This is a genomic window from Microbacterium sp., from assembly GCF_035687345.1.
Lineage (GTDB): Bacteria > Actinomycetota > Actinomycetes > Actinomycetales > Microbacteriaceae > Microbacterium.
The window spans coordinates 1-15785 of the sequence record NZ_DASRXZ010000130.1 but is presented as its reverse complement, the minus strand read 5'-3'; the positions used below and the strand labels follow the sequence as shown (position 1 = coordinate 15785).

Genomic DNA, 15785 nt, shown 5'->3' with positions numbered 1-15785 from the left:
CGCGCCGCGTCGTTGCGCACGAACCCCAGTCGCTCGATCGATGCCTGCACGCGCGCCACGGTCTCGGGGGCCACCTTCTCGGGCCGGTTGAGCACGTTCGACACCGTGCCGACCGAGACGCCCGCGTCGTCGGCGACGTCTCGCACGCTGACTGCCATCGGTCACCTCCACCCTGAGTCCGGCCGCCGATCGTGCGGATGAAACGAATCAGTCACGGTCGCGGCATCCGGCTTGACGCCTTTCAGAACATAGCCTACTGTCGCTTCGGCAGGGAATGAAACGATTCACTCCCTCAATGACGAGAGTGGTGATGCCCCGGTGACCGCGACCCCCGTGCTCGAGCTCGCCGACGTCCAGAAGGCCTTCGGGTCGGTGATCGCTCTGAGGTCCGGCACGATCTCGGTCGACGCGGGTTCGATCCACGCGCTCGTCGGCGAGAACGGCGCCGGCAAGTCGACGCTCGTGAAGATCGTCGCGGGCCTCTACCAGCGCGACGCGGGCACGTTCCGCCTGCGCGGGGAGGACGTCGACTTCACGTCCACCGCGCAGTCGAAGGCCGCGGGCGTCGCCGTCATCTACCAGGAGCCGACGCTCTTCCCCGACCTGTCGGTCACCGAGAACATCTTCATGGGGCGCCAGCCCACGGGCCGCTTCGGCCGCATCGACCGCAAGGCCATGCGTCACGAGGTCGAGCGGCTGTTCACGCGCCTCGGTGTCGCGATCGACCCCGACCGCCTCGCCGAGGGCCTGTCGATCGCCGACCAGCAGGTGATCGAGATCGCGAAGGCGGTGTCGCTCGACGCGAGCCTGCTCATCATGGATGAGCCGACGGCCGCCCTGTCGGGCCGCGAGGTCGACCGCCTGTTCGCGATCGCGCGCAGCCTGCGCGACGAGGGGCGCGCCCTGATCTTCATCTCGCACCGCTTCGACGAGGTGTTCGACCTGTGCGACACGATCACGGTCATGCGCGACGGCGCCTACATCGCCACGAGCGCGATCGCCGACACGAGCGTCGACGAGATCGTGCGGCAGATGGTCGGGCGCGAGGTCACCGAGCTGTTCCCGAAGCAGCCCGCCGAGATCGGTGAGCCGCTCCTCGAGGTCGACGGCCTCACGACGCCCGGCGTCTTCCACGACATCTCGTTCACGGTTCGCTCGGGCGAGATCGTGGGCCTCGCGGGACTCGTGGGCGCGGGCCGCAGCGAGGTCGCGCGCGCGATCTTCGGCGTCGACTCCTACCGCGAGGGCACGGTGCGGATGCGCGGCAAGGCCATCCCGCAAGGCGAGCCGACCGCGGCGATGCGCGCCGGAATCGCGCTCGTGCCCGAGGACCGTCGCAAGCAGGGGCTCGTGATCGAGTCGGGCGTCGGCCGCAACATCACACTCGCGATCCGCCGCGAGCTCGCGCGGCTCGGACTGCTCACGACAGCGATGGAGAACCGCGCGGCCGAGGTGTGGGCGAGCCGCCTCGAGGTGAAGGCACAGGCGCTCGACACGGTCGCGGCGACCCTCTCGGGCGGCAACCAGCAGAAGGTCGTGCTCGCGAAGTGGCTCGCGACCAAGCCCGAAGTGCTCATCATCGACGAGCCCACGCGCGGCATCGACGTCGGCACGAAGGCCGAGGTGCACCGCCTCCTCTCGCAGCTCGCCGGCGAGGGGATGGGCATCCTCATGATCTCGTCCGAGCTGCCCGAGGTGCTCGGCATGGCCGACCGCGTGCTCGTCATGCGCGAAGGCCGCATCACCGCCGAGATCGACCGCGCCGACGCGACGAGCGAGAACGTCATGTACGCCGCGACCCACGCATCGGAGCAGCTCCAGTGACCACGACCCCTCCCACGACACGCATCCCCGTCTCGGGGCTGACCAAGCGCATCAGCGCGCTCGGCCGTGCGCGAGAGCTCGGCATCCTCGTCGCGCTCGCGATCGTCGTCGTCGCGGCGACGATCAAGAACCCGGCGTTCCTGTTCTCGAACGACGGCTGGCGCGACCTGCTGCTCACGCCGTCGATCCTCATGCTCGTGGCCGTCGGCCAGGCGATCGTCATCATCACGCGCAACGTCGACCTGTCGGTGGGCTCGGTCATCGGCCTGACCGCCTACCTCACGGGGCGCCTCTTCATCGACATGCCGTGGCTGCCGATTCCCGTCGTCGTTCTCCTCGCGGTGCTCCTCGGCGCGGTGCTCGGCCTCATCAACGGCGCGCTCGTCGCGTTCGCCCGCGTCCCGGCGATGGTGATCACACTCGGCACGCTGTACGCCTACCGCGGGATCAACGTGCTGTGGGCGGGCAGCACACGCGTCAACGCATCCGACATGCCGCGCGAGTTCCTCGCCGTCGGCACGGGCTCGATCCTGTGGATCCCGATCCTCACGATCGTCGCCCTCGTCGTGCTCGCGGCGGCGGCCTGGTACATGCGCAACACCCGCGGCGGCCGCGAGTACTACGCGATCGGCTCCGACCCGGCCGCGGCGGAGCTGTACGGCCTGCGCGTCACGCGCCGTGTGCTCACGGCGTTCGTCCTGTCGGGTGCACTGGCCGGCTTGGCGGGTGTCTTCTACGCCGCGCGCTACGGATCGGTGAGCTCGCAGGCCGGCGCCGGGTGGGAGCTCGACGCGGTCGGCGCAGCCGTCATCGGAGGCGTCGCCATCACGGGCGGCGTCGGATCGGTGTGGGGCGCGGCGATCGGCGCGGTGCTGCTCATGACGATCAACCGCGCGCTGCCGATCCTCGGCATCCCCGACTTCTGGCAGCGCGCCGTCGTCGGCGCGCTCATCATCGGCGCGATCGTGCTCGACCGCGTGCTCGCGGTGCGCCAGAGACGCCGGCTCATCGAGGCGAGGGACGACGAATCATGACGACGATGACCGGGACGACCCAGGCCACGCGCGTGATCCCGGGTCACGCGAAGCCGCTGTGGCGACGGATGCTGCTGACCCGCGAGTCCGCGATCATCGGGCTCCTCGTGCTCGTCGTGGTCGTGGCATCCGTCACGGTGCGCGGGTTCGGGCAGCCCATCACGCTCACCTACCTGCTGCTCGACATCGCGCCGATCCTGCTCATCGCGCTCCCGATGACGCTCATCATGGTCACGGGCGAGATCGACCTGTCGGTCGGCAGCATGGTCGGCCTCTCGAGCGTGGTGACGGGCGTCGCCGTGCAGGCGGGCATCCCGTTCGAGGCGGCCGCCCTCATCGCCCTGCTCGTCGGCGTCGTCGGCGGGGCGTTCAACGGCTTCCTCGTGACGGTCGTGGGGCTTCCGTCGCTCGCCGTCACGATCGGAACGCTCGCCCTGTTCCGCGGCCTCGCCGTCGGGCTGCTCGGCACGACCGCCGTCACGGACTTCCCCGAGACGTGGACCGCCCTCGCGAAGGCCCGGATCGCAGGCACGACGATCCCGTACATCATGGTGCCGTTCCTGATCCTGCTCGTCGTGTTCGTCATCCTGCTGCACTTCACGCCGTTCGGCCGGGGCATCTACGCGATCGGCCTCTCGAAGGACGCGGCGCGCTTCTCGGGCGTCGACGTCGAGCGCATGAAGTTCATCCTGTTCGTGCTCGCGGGCCTCGTCGCCGCGTTCGCGGGCATCTTCTACACGCTCCGCTTCGGCAGCGCGCGCGGCGACAACGCGACCGGGCTCGAGCTGCAGGTCATCGCCGCGGTCGTGCTCGGCGGGGTGTCGGTGTTCGGCGGGCGCGGAGCGCTGCACGGCGTGGTCGCCGCCGCGGTGCTCATCGGCGTCATCTCGAGCGCCCTGCGACTGGCCAACATCACGTCCGACGTCATCAACATCGTCACCGGGGTCCTGCTCGTGCTGTCGGTCGTCGCAGCCAGCGTGCTCAACCGGCTGCAGCAGTCCCGTCGGCGCCCCGGCCGACCTCCACGCGTCGCGGCCTCCACAGCAACATGACGAGGCCGCTGCACGACGCCGACGACACCCGTCGCGGCGGATTCCACGAAAGGAAAGAACAATGACGTTTGCACGCAAGCGTGTCGCCGCGATCGCGGCCGTGGCCGTCACGGCCGCGCTCACGCTCGCCGGCTGCGCCGACACCGGGTCGGGCGGTTCGCCGACCGACGGCGCCGGCGGCGACAGCGAGAACCTCTCGATCACGTTCCTGCCCAAGAACCTCGGCAACCCGTACTTCGACACCTCGAGCAAGGGCGGCTCGGCGGCCGTCGAGGAGTTCGGCGGCACCTTCAACGAGGTCGGCCCCGCCGAGGCGACGCCCGACGCACAGGTGAGCTACATCAACACCGCGACGCAGCAGGGCGTCGGCGCGCTCGTCGTGTCGGCGAACGACCCCAACGCGATCTGCGACGCCCTCAACGAGGCCCGCGACGCGGGTGTCAAGGTCGTCACGTTCGACTCCGACACGAACCCCGACTGCCGCGACCTGTTCATCAACCAGGCAACCGCCGAGGGCATCGCGAAGATCCAGGTCGACCTGATCGCCGAGCAGATCGGCGACGACGGCGAGATCGCGATCCTGTCCGCGTCGGCCAACGCGACGAACCAGAACGCGTGGATCGAGGACATGGAGCAGCTGCTCGCCGACGAGCACCCGAACATCACGCTCGTCGAGGTCGTCTACGGCGACGACGACGACCAGACGTCGTTCGACAAGACCGCGGCGCTGCTGCAGTCGCACCCGAACCTGAAGGGCATCATCTCGCCCACGACGGTCGGCATCGCGGCCGCGGCGCGCTATCTGTCGACCTCCGACTTCAAGGGCAAGGTCGCGCTGACGGGTCTCGGCACGCCGAACCAGATGCGCGAGTACGTCGAGGACGGCACCGTCACCGCGTTCGCACTGTGGAACCCGGAGGACCTCGGCTACCTCGCCGCGTGGGCCGCTCAGGCACTCATCACCGGTGAGATCACCGGGGCAGAGGGCGACACGTTCGAGGCGGGCAAGCTCGGCTCCTACGAGGTCGGCGCCGACGCGACGGTCCTGCTCGGCGACCCGTACGTGTTCGACGCAGACAACATCGGCGACTTCGACTTCTGAGTCGCACGTCCGGTCGGCACGCCTCGTGCGTGCCGACCGGGCACCCCACCCCGTCCCTCCGAAAGGCACCATCCCATGACCCGCGTGGCCTTCCAGCTGCGGATCCGGCCCGAGCTCGTCGACGAGTACGTCGCGCGCCACCGCGAGGTGTGGCCCGAGATGCTCGCCGAGATCGCCGCGGCCGGCCGGCGCAACTACTCGCTGTACCTCGGCGAGAACGGCGTGCTCTTCGGCTACTACGAGACGGACGACGACGCCTCGGCGCAGGCGTATCTCGCGGCATCCGCGGTCGCCGCCCGCTGGGAAGCCGAGATGGCCCCGTTCTTCGTCGGACTCGACGGTCGGCCCGACCAGGCCGTCACCCCACTGACCGAGGTGTTCAACCTCGCAGACCAGCTCGCTGCGGCACGCGGCGACGGCACCCGCAACGACACCGACACACCGCGAATCTGAGACGAAAGCGCACACCGTGAGCACCCTCACCCCCGAGATCCTGTCCACCCTGGAGGCCCAGGGCATCGAGCTGCCGTCGTGGGCGTTCGGCAACTCCGGCACGCGGTTCCGCGTGTTCACGACGCCGGGCACGCCGCGCGACCCGTACGAGAAGATCGCGGATGCCGCGCAGGTCAATCGCTTCACCGGGCTCGCCCCGAGCGTCGCGCTGCACATCCCGTGGGATAAGGTCGACGACTACGCCGACCTGCGGCGGCACGCGGAGGACCTCGGCGTCAAGCTCGGCACGATCAACTCGAACACCTTCCAGGACGAGGACTACAAGTTCGGCGCGCTCACCCACCACGACGAGCGCATCCGCCGCAAGGCGATCGAGCACCACTTCGAGTGCATCGACATCATGAACGAGACCGGATCGCGCGACCTCAAGATCTGGCTCGCCGAGGGCTCGAACTACCCCGGTCAGAACGACATGCGCGGCCGCCAGGACCGCCTGCAGGACTCGCTGCAGCAGATCTACGCGCGCCTGTCCGACGATCAGCGACTGGTACTCGAGTACAAGTTCTTCGAGCCGGCGTTCTACCACACGGATGTCCCGGACTGGGGCACCTCGTACGCCCAGGTCGCCGCGCTCGGCGACCGCGCCGTCGTGTGCCTCGACACGGGCCACCACGCACCCGGCACGAACATCGAGTTCATCGTGATGCAGCTCCTGCGGCTCGGGAAGCTCGGCTCGTTCGACTTCAACTCGCGCTTCTACGCCGACGACGACCTCATCGTGGGTGCCGCCGACCCGTTCCAGCTGTTCCGCATCATCTTCGAGGTCATCCGCGGCGGCGGTCTCAACAGCCCCGACGTCGCGTTCATGCTCGACCAGTGCCACAACATCGAGAAGAAGATCCCCGGACAGATCCGTTCCGTGCTCAACGTGCAGGAGATGACCGCGCGCGCCCTCCTCGTCGACCGAGAGGCGCTCGACGCTGCGCAGGAGGCGAACGACGTCCTCACCGCGAACGCGATCTTCATGCACGCGTTCTACACCGACGTGCGTCCTGCCCTCGCGGACTGGCGCGAGTCGCGCGGACTCCCCCGCGACCCGATGGCGGCGTACGCGGCATCCGGGTATCAGGAGAAGATCGAGGCCGAGCGCGTCGGCGGCGTGCAGGCCGGATGGGGGGCGTGACATGACCGACGACCGCCGGAACCCGGTTGCAGAGCCCGTCGAGGCACTGATCGCGCGCTCGAATCGCCTGGGCTCGAACCCCGCGAACACGAACTACGCGGGCGGCAACACGTCCGCCAAGGGCACCGGGATCGACCCCGTGACCGGCGAGCCCGTCGAGCTGCTGTGGGTCAAGGGCTCCGGCGGCGACCTCGGCACGCTCAAGCCCGAAGGGCTCGCGGTGCTGCGACTCGACCGCATGCGCGCACTCGTCGACGTCTACCCGGGCGTCGAGCGCGAAGACGAGATGGTCGCCGCCTTCGACTACTGCCTGCACGGCAAGGGCGGCGCCGCGCCGTCGATCGACACCGCCATGCACGGGCTCGTCGAGGCGGCGCACGTGGACCACCTGCATCCGGATTCGGGCATCGCGATCGCGACCGCCGCCGACGGCGAGGAGCTCACCGCGAAGATCTTCGGCGACAAGGTCGCGTGGGTGCCGTGGCGGCGCCCCGGGTTCCAGCTCGGCCTCGACATCGCCGAGATCAAGCGGCGGAACCCGCAGGCGGTGGGCTGCATCCTCGGCGGACACGGCATCACGGCGTGGGGCGACACGTCCGACGAGGCGGAGCGCAACTCGCTGTGGATCATCGAGACCGCGGCCGCCTACATCGCCGAGCACGGCAACCCCGAGCCGTTCGGCGGTGTGCGCGCCGGGTTCGAAGCCCTCCCCCACGCCGAGCGCCGCGCGAAGGCCGCCGCACTCGCGCCGACGATCCGCGGGCTGGCGTCGACCGACAAGCCGATGGTCGGGCACTTCACCGACAGCGACGTCGTGCTCGCCTTCCTCGCGTCGGAGAAGGCGCCCGCGCTCGCGGAGCTCGGCACGAGCTGCCCCGACCACTTCCTGCGCACGAAGGTCAAGCCGATGCTGCTCGACCTTCCCGCCGACGCATCCGTCGAGGACTCGATCGCGCGCCTGAAGGAGCTGCACGAGCAGTACCGCGCCGACTACCGGGCGTACTACGACGCGCACGCGACGCCCGACAGCCCCGCGATGCGCGGCGCCGACCCGCTCATCGTGCTCGTACCGGGCGTGGGGATGTTCTCGTACGGCACGAACAAGCAGACCGCGCGCGTCGCGGGCGAGTTCTACGTCAACGCGATCAACGTCATGCGCGGCGCCGAGGCGCTGTCGAGGTACACGCCGATCAGCGACGCCGAGAAGTTCCGCATCGAGTACTGGGCGCTCGAAGAGGCCAAGCTGCAGCGGATGCCGAAGCCGAAGTCGCACCAGGGCCGCATCGCGTTCGTGACCGGCGCCGCGTCGGGCATCGGCAAGGCGATCGCGACGCGGCTCGCGGCCGAGGGCGCGTGCGTCGTCGTGGCCGACCTCGAGCTCGAGAAGGCGCAGGCCGTGGCGGCGGAGCTCGGGAGCACGGATGTCGCGATCGGCGTCGCCGCGAACGTGGCCGACCCCGCGGCCGTGCAGGCGGCGATCGACGCGACGGTGCTCGCGTTCGGCGGCGTCGACCTCGTGGTGAACAACGCCGGCCTGTCCCTGTCGAAGCCTCTGCTCGAGACGACCGAGGCGGACTGGGATCTGCAGCACGACGTCATGGCGAAGGGCTCGTTCCTCGTGTCGAAGGCGGCCGCGAAGGCGCTCATCGACCAGGGCATGGGCGGCGACATCGTCTACATCTCGTCGAAGAACTCCGTGTTCGCGGGGCCCAACAACATCGCGTACTCGGCGACGAAGGCCGACCAGGCCCACCAGGTGCGGCTGCTCGCGGTCGAGCTGGGCGAGTACGGCATCCGGGTCAACGGCGTGAACCCCGACGGGGTGGTGCGCGGCTCGGGGATCTTCGCGTCGGGCTGGGGCGCCAACCGCGCCGCCACCTACGGCGTGCCGGAGGAGAAGCTCGGCGAGTTCTACGCGCAGCGGACGATCCTCAAGCGCGAGGTCGTGCCCGAGAACGTCGCCGACGCGGTGTACGTGCTCACGGGACCGGAGCTCTCGCGCACGACGGGCCTGCACGTGCCGGTCGACTCAGGCGTCGCGGCGGCGTTCCTGCGATGAGCCCCGCCCGCTTCCTGCCCCGAGTGCACGACTTCGCGTCGAGCGCACGGGTTGTCGATGTCGCCACGTCGTGCGTTCGACGCGAAGTCGTGCGATCGGCGAGCGGGTGCGGGGCATGAGCGGCGGGGTCGTGGCGGCGGTCGACCTCGGGGCGACGAGTGGGCGCGTCATGCTCGGGTACGTCGACGAGGGCGCGGTGCGGCTCGAGGAGGTCGCGCGCTTCCCGAACGGACCCGTCGCCGCCGCCGACGGCTCGCTGCGATGGGACTTCACCGCGCTCTACGACCACATCGTCGCGGGACTCGCCGAGGCGGTGCGCCGCGAGCCGGGCATCGCGAGCGTCGGCATCGACTCGTGGGCCGTCGACTATGGCCTGCTGCGGGGCGACGAGCTGCTCGACGCGCCGTTCCATTACCGCGACGAGCGCACGGCCGCGGGCGTCGAGGCCGTACACGCGGTCGTGCCGTTCGACGAGCTGTACCGCCGCAACGGACTGCAGTTCCTGCCGTTCAACACGCTGTACCAGTACGCGGTCGACGCACGGCTGGGCGAAGCGGATGCCGCGCTCCTCATCCCCGACCTCATCGCGTTCCTCCTGACGGGAGCCCGCGTCGCCGAACGCACGAATGCCTCGACGACGGGACTCCTCGATGTGCGCACTCGCGAGTGGGACCCCGACCTGGCCGAGCGCCTCGGCGTGCCTGCCGCGGCACTCCCCCCGCTCGTCGACCCGGGCACGCGGCTCGGCGCGGTGCGCGGCGAGGCGCTCGACCGCATCGGCACGCCGCTCGACGTCATCGCCGTCGGGTCGCACGACACTGCGTCGGCGGTCGTCGCCGTGCCCTTGTCCTCGCCGAACGCCGCGTACATCTCGTGCGGCACGTGGGGGCTCGTGGGCGTCGAGCTCCCCGAGCCGGTCGTTACGGATGCCGCGCGCGAAGCGCTCTTCACGAACGAGGGCGGCGTCGACGGGCGCGTGCGCTTCCTCCACAACGTGACGGGACTGTGGCTGCTCACCGAGACCGTCGCCGCGTGGGCCGAGGAGGACGGAGCGCCCGTCGACCTCGTCGCGCTGCTGGACGCGGCATCCGCCGTCGATGAGGAGATCCCCCTGTTCGACGCGAACGACGCCCGCCTCACGGCGCCCGGCGACATGCCCGCGCGCATCGCCGAGGCGCTCCGCGAGGCCGGGTCTCCCGTGCCGTCGACGCGCGCCGCGTTCGTCCGCACGATCGTCGAGAGCATCGCGGCCGCGTTCGCGGACGCCCTCGCGACCGTCGCGCGCGTGACCGGCCGGGAGCTCGACGTCGTGCACATCGTCGGCGGTGGCGCGCTCAATCGACTGCTGTGCCAGGCGACGGCCGATCGCTCGGGGCTCCCGGTGCTCGCGGGGCCGGTCGAGGCCACCGCGCTGGGGAATGTGCTCGTGCAGGCGCGTGCACACGGCTGGTTCGGTTCGGATGCGACGCTCGAGACCCTGCGGGCGGCGGTGGCGGCATCCGTCTCGCCCGTCCGCTTCGAACCGACGCGCCGCTGAGCGGTGAAGCCGTGCGACGAGACGTCAACCCCTGTCGAGACATCCGACCCCGGCCGTACCGTGGCCGCATGGATGACGAACGCGAGCGACGCGCAGAAGATGCGCCCATGGATCAGGACGCCCCGACCGGCGGCGACGAGACGACGGAGGAGCAGCTCGACGCCGACAACCCCGTCGAGGAGGCCACCCTCGAGACGCTCGACCCCGACTCGCCTCCGGCCTGAGCCGCCGCCCGATCACGGGTCTGGACCACGGCCCGGAAACCCCCTACCGTGACTGCCATGACCGAGCGACCGGTCGAGAGCAGTCGGATGGGCACGCGCATCGCCTTCCGCGTGGGCTGGTGGGTGCTCGTCGTGCTGACGGCGCTGTTCATCCTGAACCACGTCGTGGGCGTGGCCGCTTTCGCGCGGTCCGAGGACGAGCGGATGCTGTTCGTCGCGTTCGCGGCGCTCGAAGTCGTCAGCCTGCTGATCCTGCTCTTCGCCTATCGGGCGCTCGAGGTGTGGGCGTGGTGGGCGAGTTGGGTGCAGATCGTGGCGATGGCTGTGACCTTCGTGGTCTTCCTCGACGGCATCGGGGCGCTCTACCTCGGGGTCGCGGTCGTGATGGCGGCCGCCCAGTTCGCGACGCTGCCCGCGATGCGAGCGCGCAGCAACGAGGTCACGCCTCGCGGGTGATCGTCACCTTCACGTGCAGGTGCGACTTGAACGGCCCCGCGTACACGCCCCGCAGCGGCGGCACGTCGCCGTAGTCGCGCCCGCGTCCGATGAGGACGTGCCGGTCGCCGATCTCGATGTTGTTGGTCGGGTCGAAGCCCTGCCACTCCCCCGCGAACCACTCCACCCATGCGTGCGATTCGCCCGCGACGGCCACCCCCACTTCGGCCGAGGGCCGCGGGTGCAGGTATCCGGACACGTAGCGGGCCGGGATGCCGACCTCGCGCAGGGCGCCGAGCGTGATGTGCGCGATGTCCTGGCACACGCCCTTGCGCGCCTCCCACGCGTCGCGCGCCGTCGAGTGGACGCCCGTGATGCCGTGCATGTACTCGACCGCATCCCCGACCGCGACGGCGATCGCGTGCGCGGCGCGCCCGGGGTGGTCGTGCTCTGCGGCGATCGAGCGCGCGAACTCGGCGACCTCCGGGTGCGGGCGCGTGCGGTTCGTCTGGGTGAGCTGCTCGACGGTCTCGATCGAGCGCGACGACTCCTCGAACAGGTCGTCCCACGTCAGGTCCACGTGCTCGATCGGCCGCGGACGCACCTCGACGAGCGAGCGCGCCGTGATCGTGAGCGACGAGTGCGCCGACAGCACATCGAACGACGCGACGCGCGTGCCGAAGTAGTCGACGTACTGGTTCACCGACGTCGACGGCTCGATCTCGAGCGCCGAGCTCAGCACGAACTGGCTGTCGGTCGACCCGGGCAGCATGCGCGCCTCGTTGTACGACGCCGAGACATCGCCCTGGTAGCTGAAGCCGGTCTGGTGCTCGATGCGGAGCCTCTTCATCGCTCGTGCCCCCGCCTGCGGGGGCGGACCCCCGGTTGGTGTGATTCGACGAGCTCATCAACCGCTCCAACCATCATGAGATCTCTCCGATCCAGCTCGGCTCGGCATGCGTCGGGAAGAACCGCTGACGGATCGCCTCGGATGCCTCGCGCGTCACCTTCTGCACGCGTTGCATGTGCTGCGGCAGCTCGCTGAGGATCTCGCTGATCGGCCGGTACTCGAGGTCGTTGCGGATCTGCCCGAGCGCCCGCAGCACGGTGTTCGAGTGGCCGACGCGGTCGGCGCGCGGGTCGATCGCGCTCATGCACTCCTCGGCCCGTTGGATCGAGTAGATGATCGACCGCGGGAACAGTCGGTCGAGCAGCAGGAACTCCGCCGCGTTGCGCGCGCTCGGCATGCCCCGATACGTGCGCAGATACGCCTCGTACGCACCGCACGACCGCAGGATCGTCGTCCACGACGGGCCGGATGCCTCGGTCAGCGACCTCGTCGCCAGCATCCGCGCCGTCATGTCGGCCCGCTCGATGCCGCGACCCAGCGTGAAGAACTGCCACGCCTCGTCGCGGCTCGTCGACGAGTCGACGACGCCCACCGCGAGCGCCGCGCGCTCGCGCACCCACCCGAAGAACTCGTGCACCTTGTCGGACTGGAGGCGGCGGGGCATCCGGGAGTTCGTCGTGTTGAGCGTCTCCCACAGCTCGGTCGAGACGATCTCGCGAGCGCGCCGGGCGTTCTCGCGCGCGGCGGTGAGCGAGTACGCGATGCTCGACGGGTTCATGCGGTCGACGGCGAGACGCTGCAGCACGTCGTCGCGGCGCACGTGGTCGACGTTCGCGGGTGGGGCCGAGCCCATGACGCTCAGCAGCGATCGGCACGCGGTGTCTTCGTCGATCCACGGGTCTTCCAGCAGGAGCTGCAGGTGGACGTCGAGGATGCGCGCGGTGCCGTCGGAGCGCTCGATGTAGCGCCCGATCCAGAACAGGGACTCCGCGATGCGGCTCAGCATCCGTCGCTCCCCTCAGCGCCGTCGCGCCCCCCATGACCTCGTCGAGATTGCGCGAACGACGGCCGGATGCCGGCATCCGTCGTCATTCGTGCGATCTCGGCGCCGGTGGGGTCAGCGACCGAGCGCGCCTGCTGTTGCTGCTCCTGCTGCTCGACGCGCGAGCGCGGGCGGTCGTGCGGCGAGTGCGCCGGCTGGGGCTGCCCGTCGTAGACGATCGAGATCGGCGTGGTCGGCGCCGCCTGGTCGGCGACGATCTCGGAAGGGGCGCTGTGCTGCCCGTACTCGCGCCGCGCGGGAGCGGAGCCGCCGATGACCCACGTGTCCTTCGACCCGCCGCCCTGACTGGAGTTGACGACGAGCTGGCCCTCGGGGAGCGCGACGCGCGTGAGCCCTCCGGGCAGAACCCACACCTCATCGCCGTCGTTCACCGCGAACGGCCGCAGGTCGGCGTGGCGCGGGCGCATGCCGTCCTCGACGAGCGTCGGGATCGTGGACAGCATCACGACCGGCTGCGCGATCCAGCCGCGCGGGTCTTCGATGAGGCGCTCCTTGAGCTTCGCGAGCTCGGCGGGTGAGGCATCCGGTCCGACCACCAGGCCCTTGCCGCCCGACCCGTCGACCGGCTTGACCACCAGCTCGTCGAGGCGATCGAGCACCTCTTCGAGGGCTTCGGGCTCCTCGAGCCGCCACGTGTCGACGTTCTTGAGGATGGGCTCCTCGGCGAGGTAGTAGCGGATGAGATCCGGCACGTACGTGTAGACGAGCTTGTCGTCGGCGACGCCGTTGCCGACCGCGTTCGCGATCGTGACGTTGCCCAGGCGCGCGGCGAGCATGAGCCCCGGCGCGCCGAGCATCGAGTCGGCGCGGAACTGCAGCGGATCCAGGAAGTCGTCGTCGACGCGGCGGTAGATGACGTCGACGCGCTTCGGACCGCGCGTCGTGCGCATGAACACCTTGCCGCCGACGCACAGGAGGTCGCGGCCTTCGACGAGCTCGACGCCCATGAGACGGGCGAGCAGTGTGTGCTCGTAGTACGCGGAGTTGTAGACGCCCGGGGTCAGCACGACCACGTTGGGATCTTCGATGCCGGCGGGAGCCGACGCACGCAGCGCGGCAAGCAGGCGGTTGGGGTACTCGCCGACGGGGCGCACGCGCATCGACACGAACAGCTCGGGCAGCGTCTGGGCCATGACGCGCCGGTTCGAGATCACGTAGCTCACGCCCGACGGCACGCGCACATTGTCTTCGAGCACGCGCATCTCGCCGTGCTCGTCGCGGATGAGGTCGATGCCGGCGACCTGGATGCGCACGCCGTTCGCGCTGTGGATGCCGGCCGCCTGACGGTAGAAGTACTGCGACGAGGCGATGAGGCGCGCCGGCAGCACACCGTCGCGCACGCAGTGCTGGTGGCCGTACGCGTCGTCGAGGAACGCCTCGAGCGCGCGCACGCGCTGCTGCACTCCGGCCTCGATGCGCGACCACTCGTCGAAGGCGATGATGCGCGGCACGGCGTCGAGCGGGAACGGCCGCTCCTCGCCCGCGAAGTCGAACGTCACGCCCTGCGCGAGGTACGAGCTGGCGAGCGAGTCGGTGCGCCCGCGAAGCTCTTCCTGCGTCATCTGCGCGAGCGTCTGGTACAGCTCGCGGTAGGCCTCGCGGGTCGGCACGGGTGCGCCCGGATGCGCCGGCTCGCCGAACATCTCGTCGAACGGAGCCCGCCCGGCCGCTGTCTTGCGCGGCGCGAGGGTTGAGCCGTACCCGTCGAAGAGATCACCCACGCATAGAGCCTAATCCGACCGTGTTGCGCGGTTGTTTCCCTTGACGGATGCCCCTGCAGCCGTCTCGTCGCTCACGACCGCTTCACGCGTGAGCGCCGGCGGAGGCGCCGCAGCCGACGACGCTCGCGGCGGGCGGCGTGCGCGCGCCAGGCGTCCTCGTCCTCGCGGGTGCGCAGGTGGTGGTCCACCAGCGCCTTGATCACGAGGCTCTCGATCACCAGTCCCTGGTCCATGTCGTTCCCTTCCCTCGGATGCGGACGCGCCGAGTCTTCGACGTTCGCCTTCCCCGCGGCTTCCTCGCGGGCATCGCGCGAGGGAAGGACCGCGGAAGGTCTGACGCCGAGAGTCGTCGCATGCCCGGTCGCCGGGGTGCGGGGCATCCGATTCGTCAGGGAGGGACCATCGTGCGAGAGGACGTCGAGACCGTCGTCATCGGGGCGGGCCAGTCGGGCCTCGCCGTGAGTCGCCTGCTCACCGCGCACGGGCGCGACCACGTCGTGGTCGATCGCGGCCGGCCCGGCGAACGGTGGCGTTGCGAGCGGTGGCGTTCGCTGCGGCTGCTGACACCGAACTGGCTCACTCGGCTGCCCGGCTGGTCGTACGCCGGTGACGAGCCCGACGGGTTCATGGCGGCGAGCGAGGTCGCGCAGTACCTCGAGGGCTACGCGGCCGGCTTCTGCGCGCCGGTCATCGGCTCGACCATCGTGCACAGGGTCGCGCGGTCGAGCGGGGCCTTCCTCGTCGAGACGTCGCGCGGCCCGTGGCGCGCGCGGAACGTCGTCGTCGCGACCGGTCCGCACGCGCTGCCGCGCACGGAGCTGCCCGACTCCGAGCTTCCGGTGATCCCGGTCACGCGGTACCGCGAGCCCGGCGCGCTGCCGGACGGAGGGGTGCTGGTCGTGGGCGCGTCGGCATCGGGGGTGCAGATCGCGCGCGAACTGGCGGATGCGGGGCGCGACGTCACCCTCGCCGTCGGGCGCCACACGCGCATGCCCCGCGCGTATCGCGGCATGGACATCTTCTGGTGGATGCACGCGACAGGGACGCTCGCGCGGATCGTCGCGCGCGACGGACAGCCCGCGCGGTCGGAGCCGTCGCTGCAGATCGTCGGCGCCGCGCCCGGCTCGCACCCCGGCGTCGACCTTCCCGCGCTGGCGGCGCGCGGCGCGCGCCTCACCGGACGACTCGTCGAGCTGTCGGGCCGGAGGGCGCAGTTCGACGGGAGCCTGCCGTGGAACGCGGCGAAGT

The 15785-nt window shown here is 70.4% G+C and carries 16 protein-coding genes; 11 read left to right on the top strand and 5 right to left on the bottom strand.

Annotation, left to right across the window (positions count from 1 at the left end):
- Positions 1-158, bottom strand: a 158-nt coding sequence (locus VFF97_RS15470; protein WP_325034395.1) for a LacI family DNA-binding transcriptional regulator, incomplete at its 3' end; no start/stop codon positions are given.
- Between the two features lie 160 nt (positions 159-318).
- Between VFF97_RS15470 and VFF97_RS15465 the strand changes: the two genes are divergently transcribed.
- From VFF97_RS15465 to VFF97_RS15420, 10 genes are all read left to right on the top strand, one after another.
- Positions 319-1824: a sugar ABC transporter ATP-binding protein gene (locus VFF97_RS15465; protein ID WP_325034393.1), complete on the top strand. Its 1506-nt coding sequence runs from the start codon at positions 319-321 to the stop codon at positions 1822-1824.
- Between the two features lie 23 nt (positions 1825-1847).
- Positions 1848-2858: an ABC transporter permease gene (locus VFF97_RS15460; protein ID WP_414684276.1), complete on the top strand. Its 1011-nt coding sequence runs from the start codon at positions 1848-1850 to the stop codon at positions 2856-2858.
- Complete coding sequence (locus tag VFF97_RS15455) at positions 2855-3910, top strand: ABC transporter permease (protein ID WP_325034392.1); 1056 nt, start codon at positions 2855-2857, stop codon at positions 3908-3910. Before VFF97_RS15460 ends, VFF97_RS15455 begins: the two co-directional genes overlap by 4 nt.
- Before the next feature lie 61 nt (positions 3911-3971).
- Positions 3972-5012, top strand: a complete 1041-nt coding sequence (rhaS, locus tag VFF97_RS15450) for a rhamnose ABC transporter substrate-binding protein (protein WP_325034391.1) — start codon at positions 3972-3974, stop codon at positions 5010-5012.
- 75 nt (positions 5013-5087) lie between these two features.
- Positions 5088-5465: an L-rhamnose mutarotase gene (locus VFF97_RS15445; RefSeq protein ID WP_325034390.1), complete on the top strand. Its 378-nt coding sequence runs from the start codon at positions 5088-5090 to the stop codon at positions 5463-5465.
- A gap of 16 nt (positions 5466-5481) precedes the next feature.
- Positions 5482-6648, top strand: coding sequence for an L-rhamnose isomerase (gene rhaI, locus VFF97_RS15440; RefSeq protein WP_325034389.1), 1167 nt, complete (start codon positions 5482-5484; stop codon positions 6646-6648).
- A 1-nt stretch (position 6649) separates the two neighbouring features.
- Positions 6650-8707, top strand: a complete 2058-nt coding sequence (locus VFF97_RS15435) for a bifunctional aldolase/short-chain dehydrogenase (protein WP_325034388.1) — start codon at positions 6650-6652, stop codon at positions 8705-8707.
- Positions 8708-8822: 115 nt separating this feature from the next.
- Complete coding sequence (locus tag VFF97_RS15430; protein ID WP_325034387.1) at positions 8823-10244, top strand: rhamnulokinase family protein; 1422 nt, start codon at positions 8823-8825, stop codon at positions 10242-10244.
- Positions 10245-10312: 68 nt separating this feature from the next.
- Positions 10313-10468: a hypothetical protein gene (locus VFF97_RS15425; RefSeq protein WP_325034386.1), complete on the top strand. Its 156-nt coding sequence runs from the start codon at positions 10313-10315 to the stop codon at positions 10466-10468.
- Positions 10469-10525: 57 nt separating this feature from the next.
- Positions 10526-10924 (top strand): hypothetical protein, encoded by a 399-nt coding sequence (locus VFF97_RS15420; protein WP_325034385.1) that lies wholly within the window; start codon positions 10526-10528, stop codon positions 10922-10924.
- On the opposite strand, the gene VFF97_RS15415 is transcribed toward VFF97_RS15420, so the two are convergent.
- The 4 genes from VFF97_RS15415 to VFF97_RS15400 form a co-directional block, all read right to left on the bottom strand.
- Complete coding sequence (locus VFF97_RS15415; protein WP_325034384.1) at positions 10908-11753, bottom strand: transglutaminase family protein; 846 nt, start codon at positions 11751-11753, stop codon at positions 10908-10910. The genes VFF97_RS15420 and VFF97_RS15415 overlap by 17 nt on opposite strands.
- 73 nt (positions 11754-11826) lie before the next feature.
- A complete protein-coding gene (locus tag VFF97_RS15410) occupies positions 11827-12759 on the bottom strand; it encodes an alpha-E domain-containing protein (protein WP_325034383.1) in 933 nt (310 codons plus the stop codon).
- Positions 12753-14537, bottom strand: coding sequence for a circularly permuted type 2 ATP-grasp protein (locus VFF97_RS15405; protein ID WP_325034382.1), 1785 nt, complete (start codon positions 14535-14537; stop codon positions 12753-12755). Before VFF97_RS15405 ends, VFF97_RS15410 begins: the two co-directional genes overlap by 7 nt.
- Before the next feature lie 71 nt (positions 14538-14608).
- On the bottom strand, positions 14609-14770 hold the full coding sequence (locus VFF97_RS15400) for a hypothetical protein (protein ID WP_325034381.1): 162 nt from the start codon (positions 14768-14770) through the stop codon (positions 14609-14611).
- A 120-nt stretch (positions 14771-14890) separates the two neighbouring features.
- On the opposite strand from VFF97_RS15400, the gene VFF97_RS15395 reads away from it, so the two are divergent.
- On the top strand, positions 14891-15785 hold an 895-nt coding region (locus tag VFF97_RS15395), incomplete at its 3' end, for an NAD(P)/FAD-dependent oxidoreductase (RefSeq protein ID WP_325034380.1).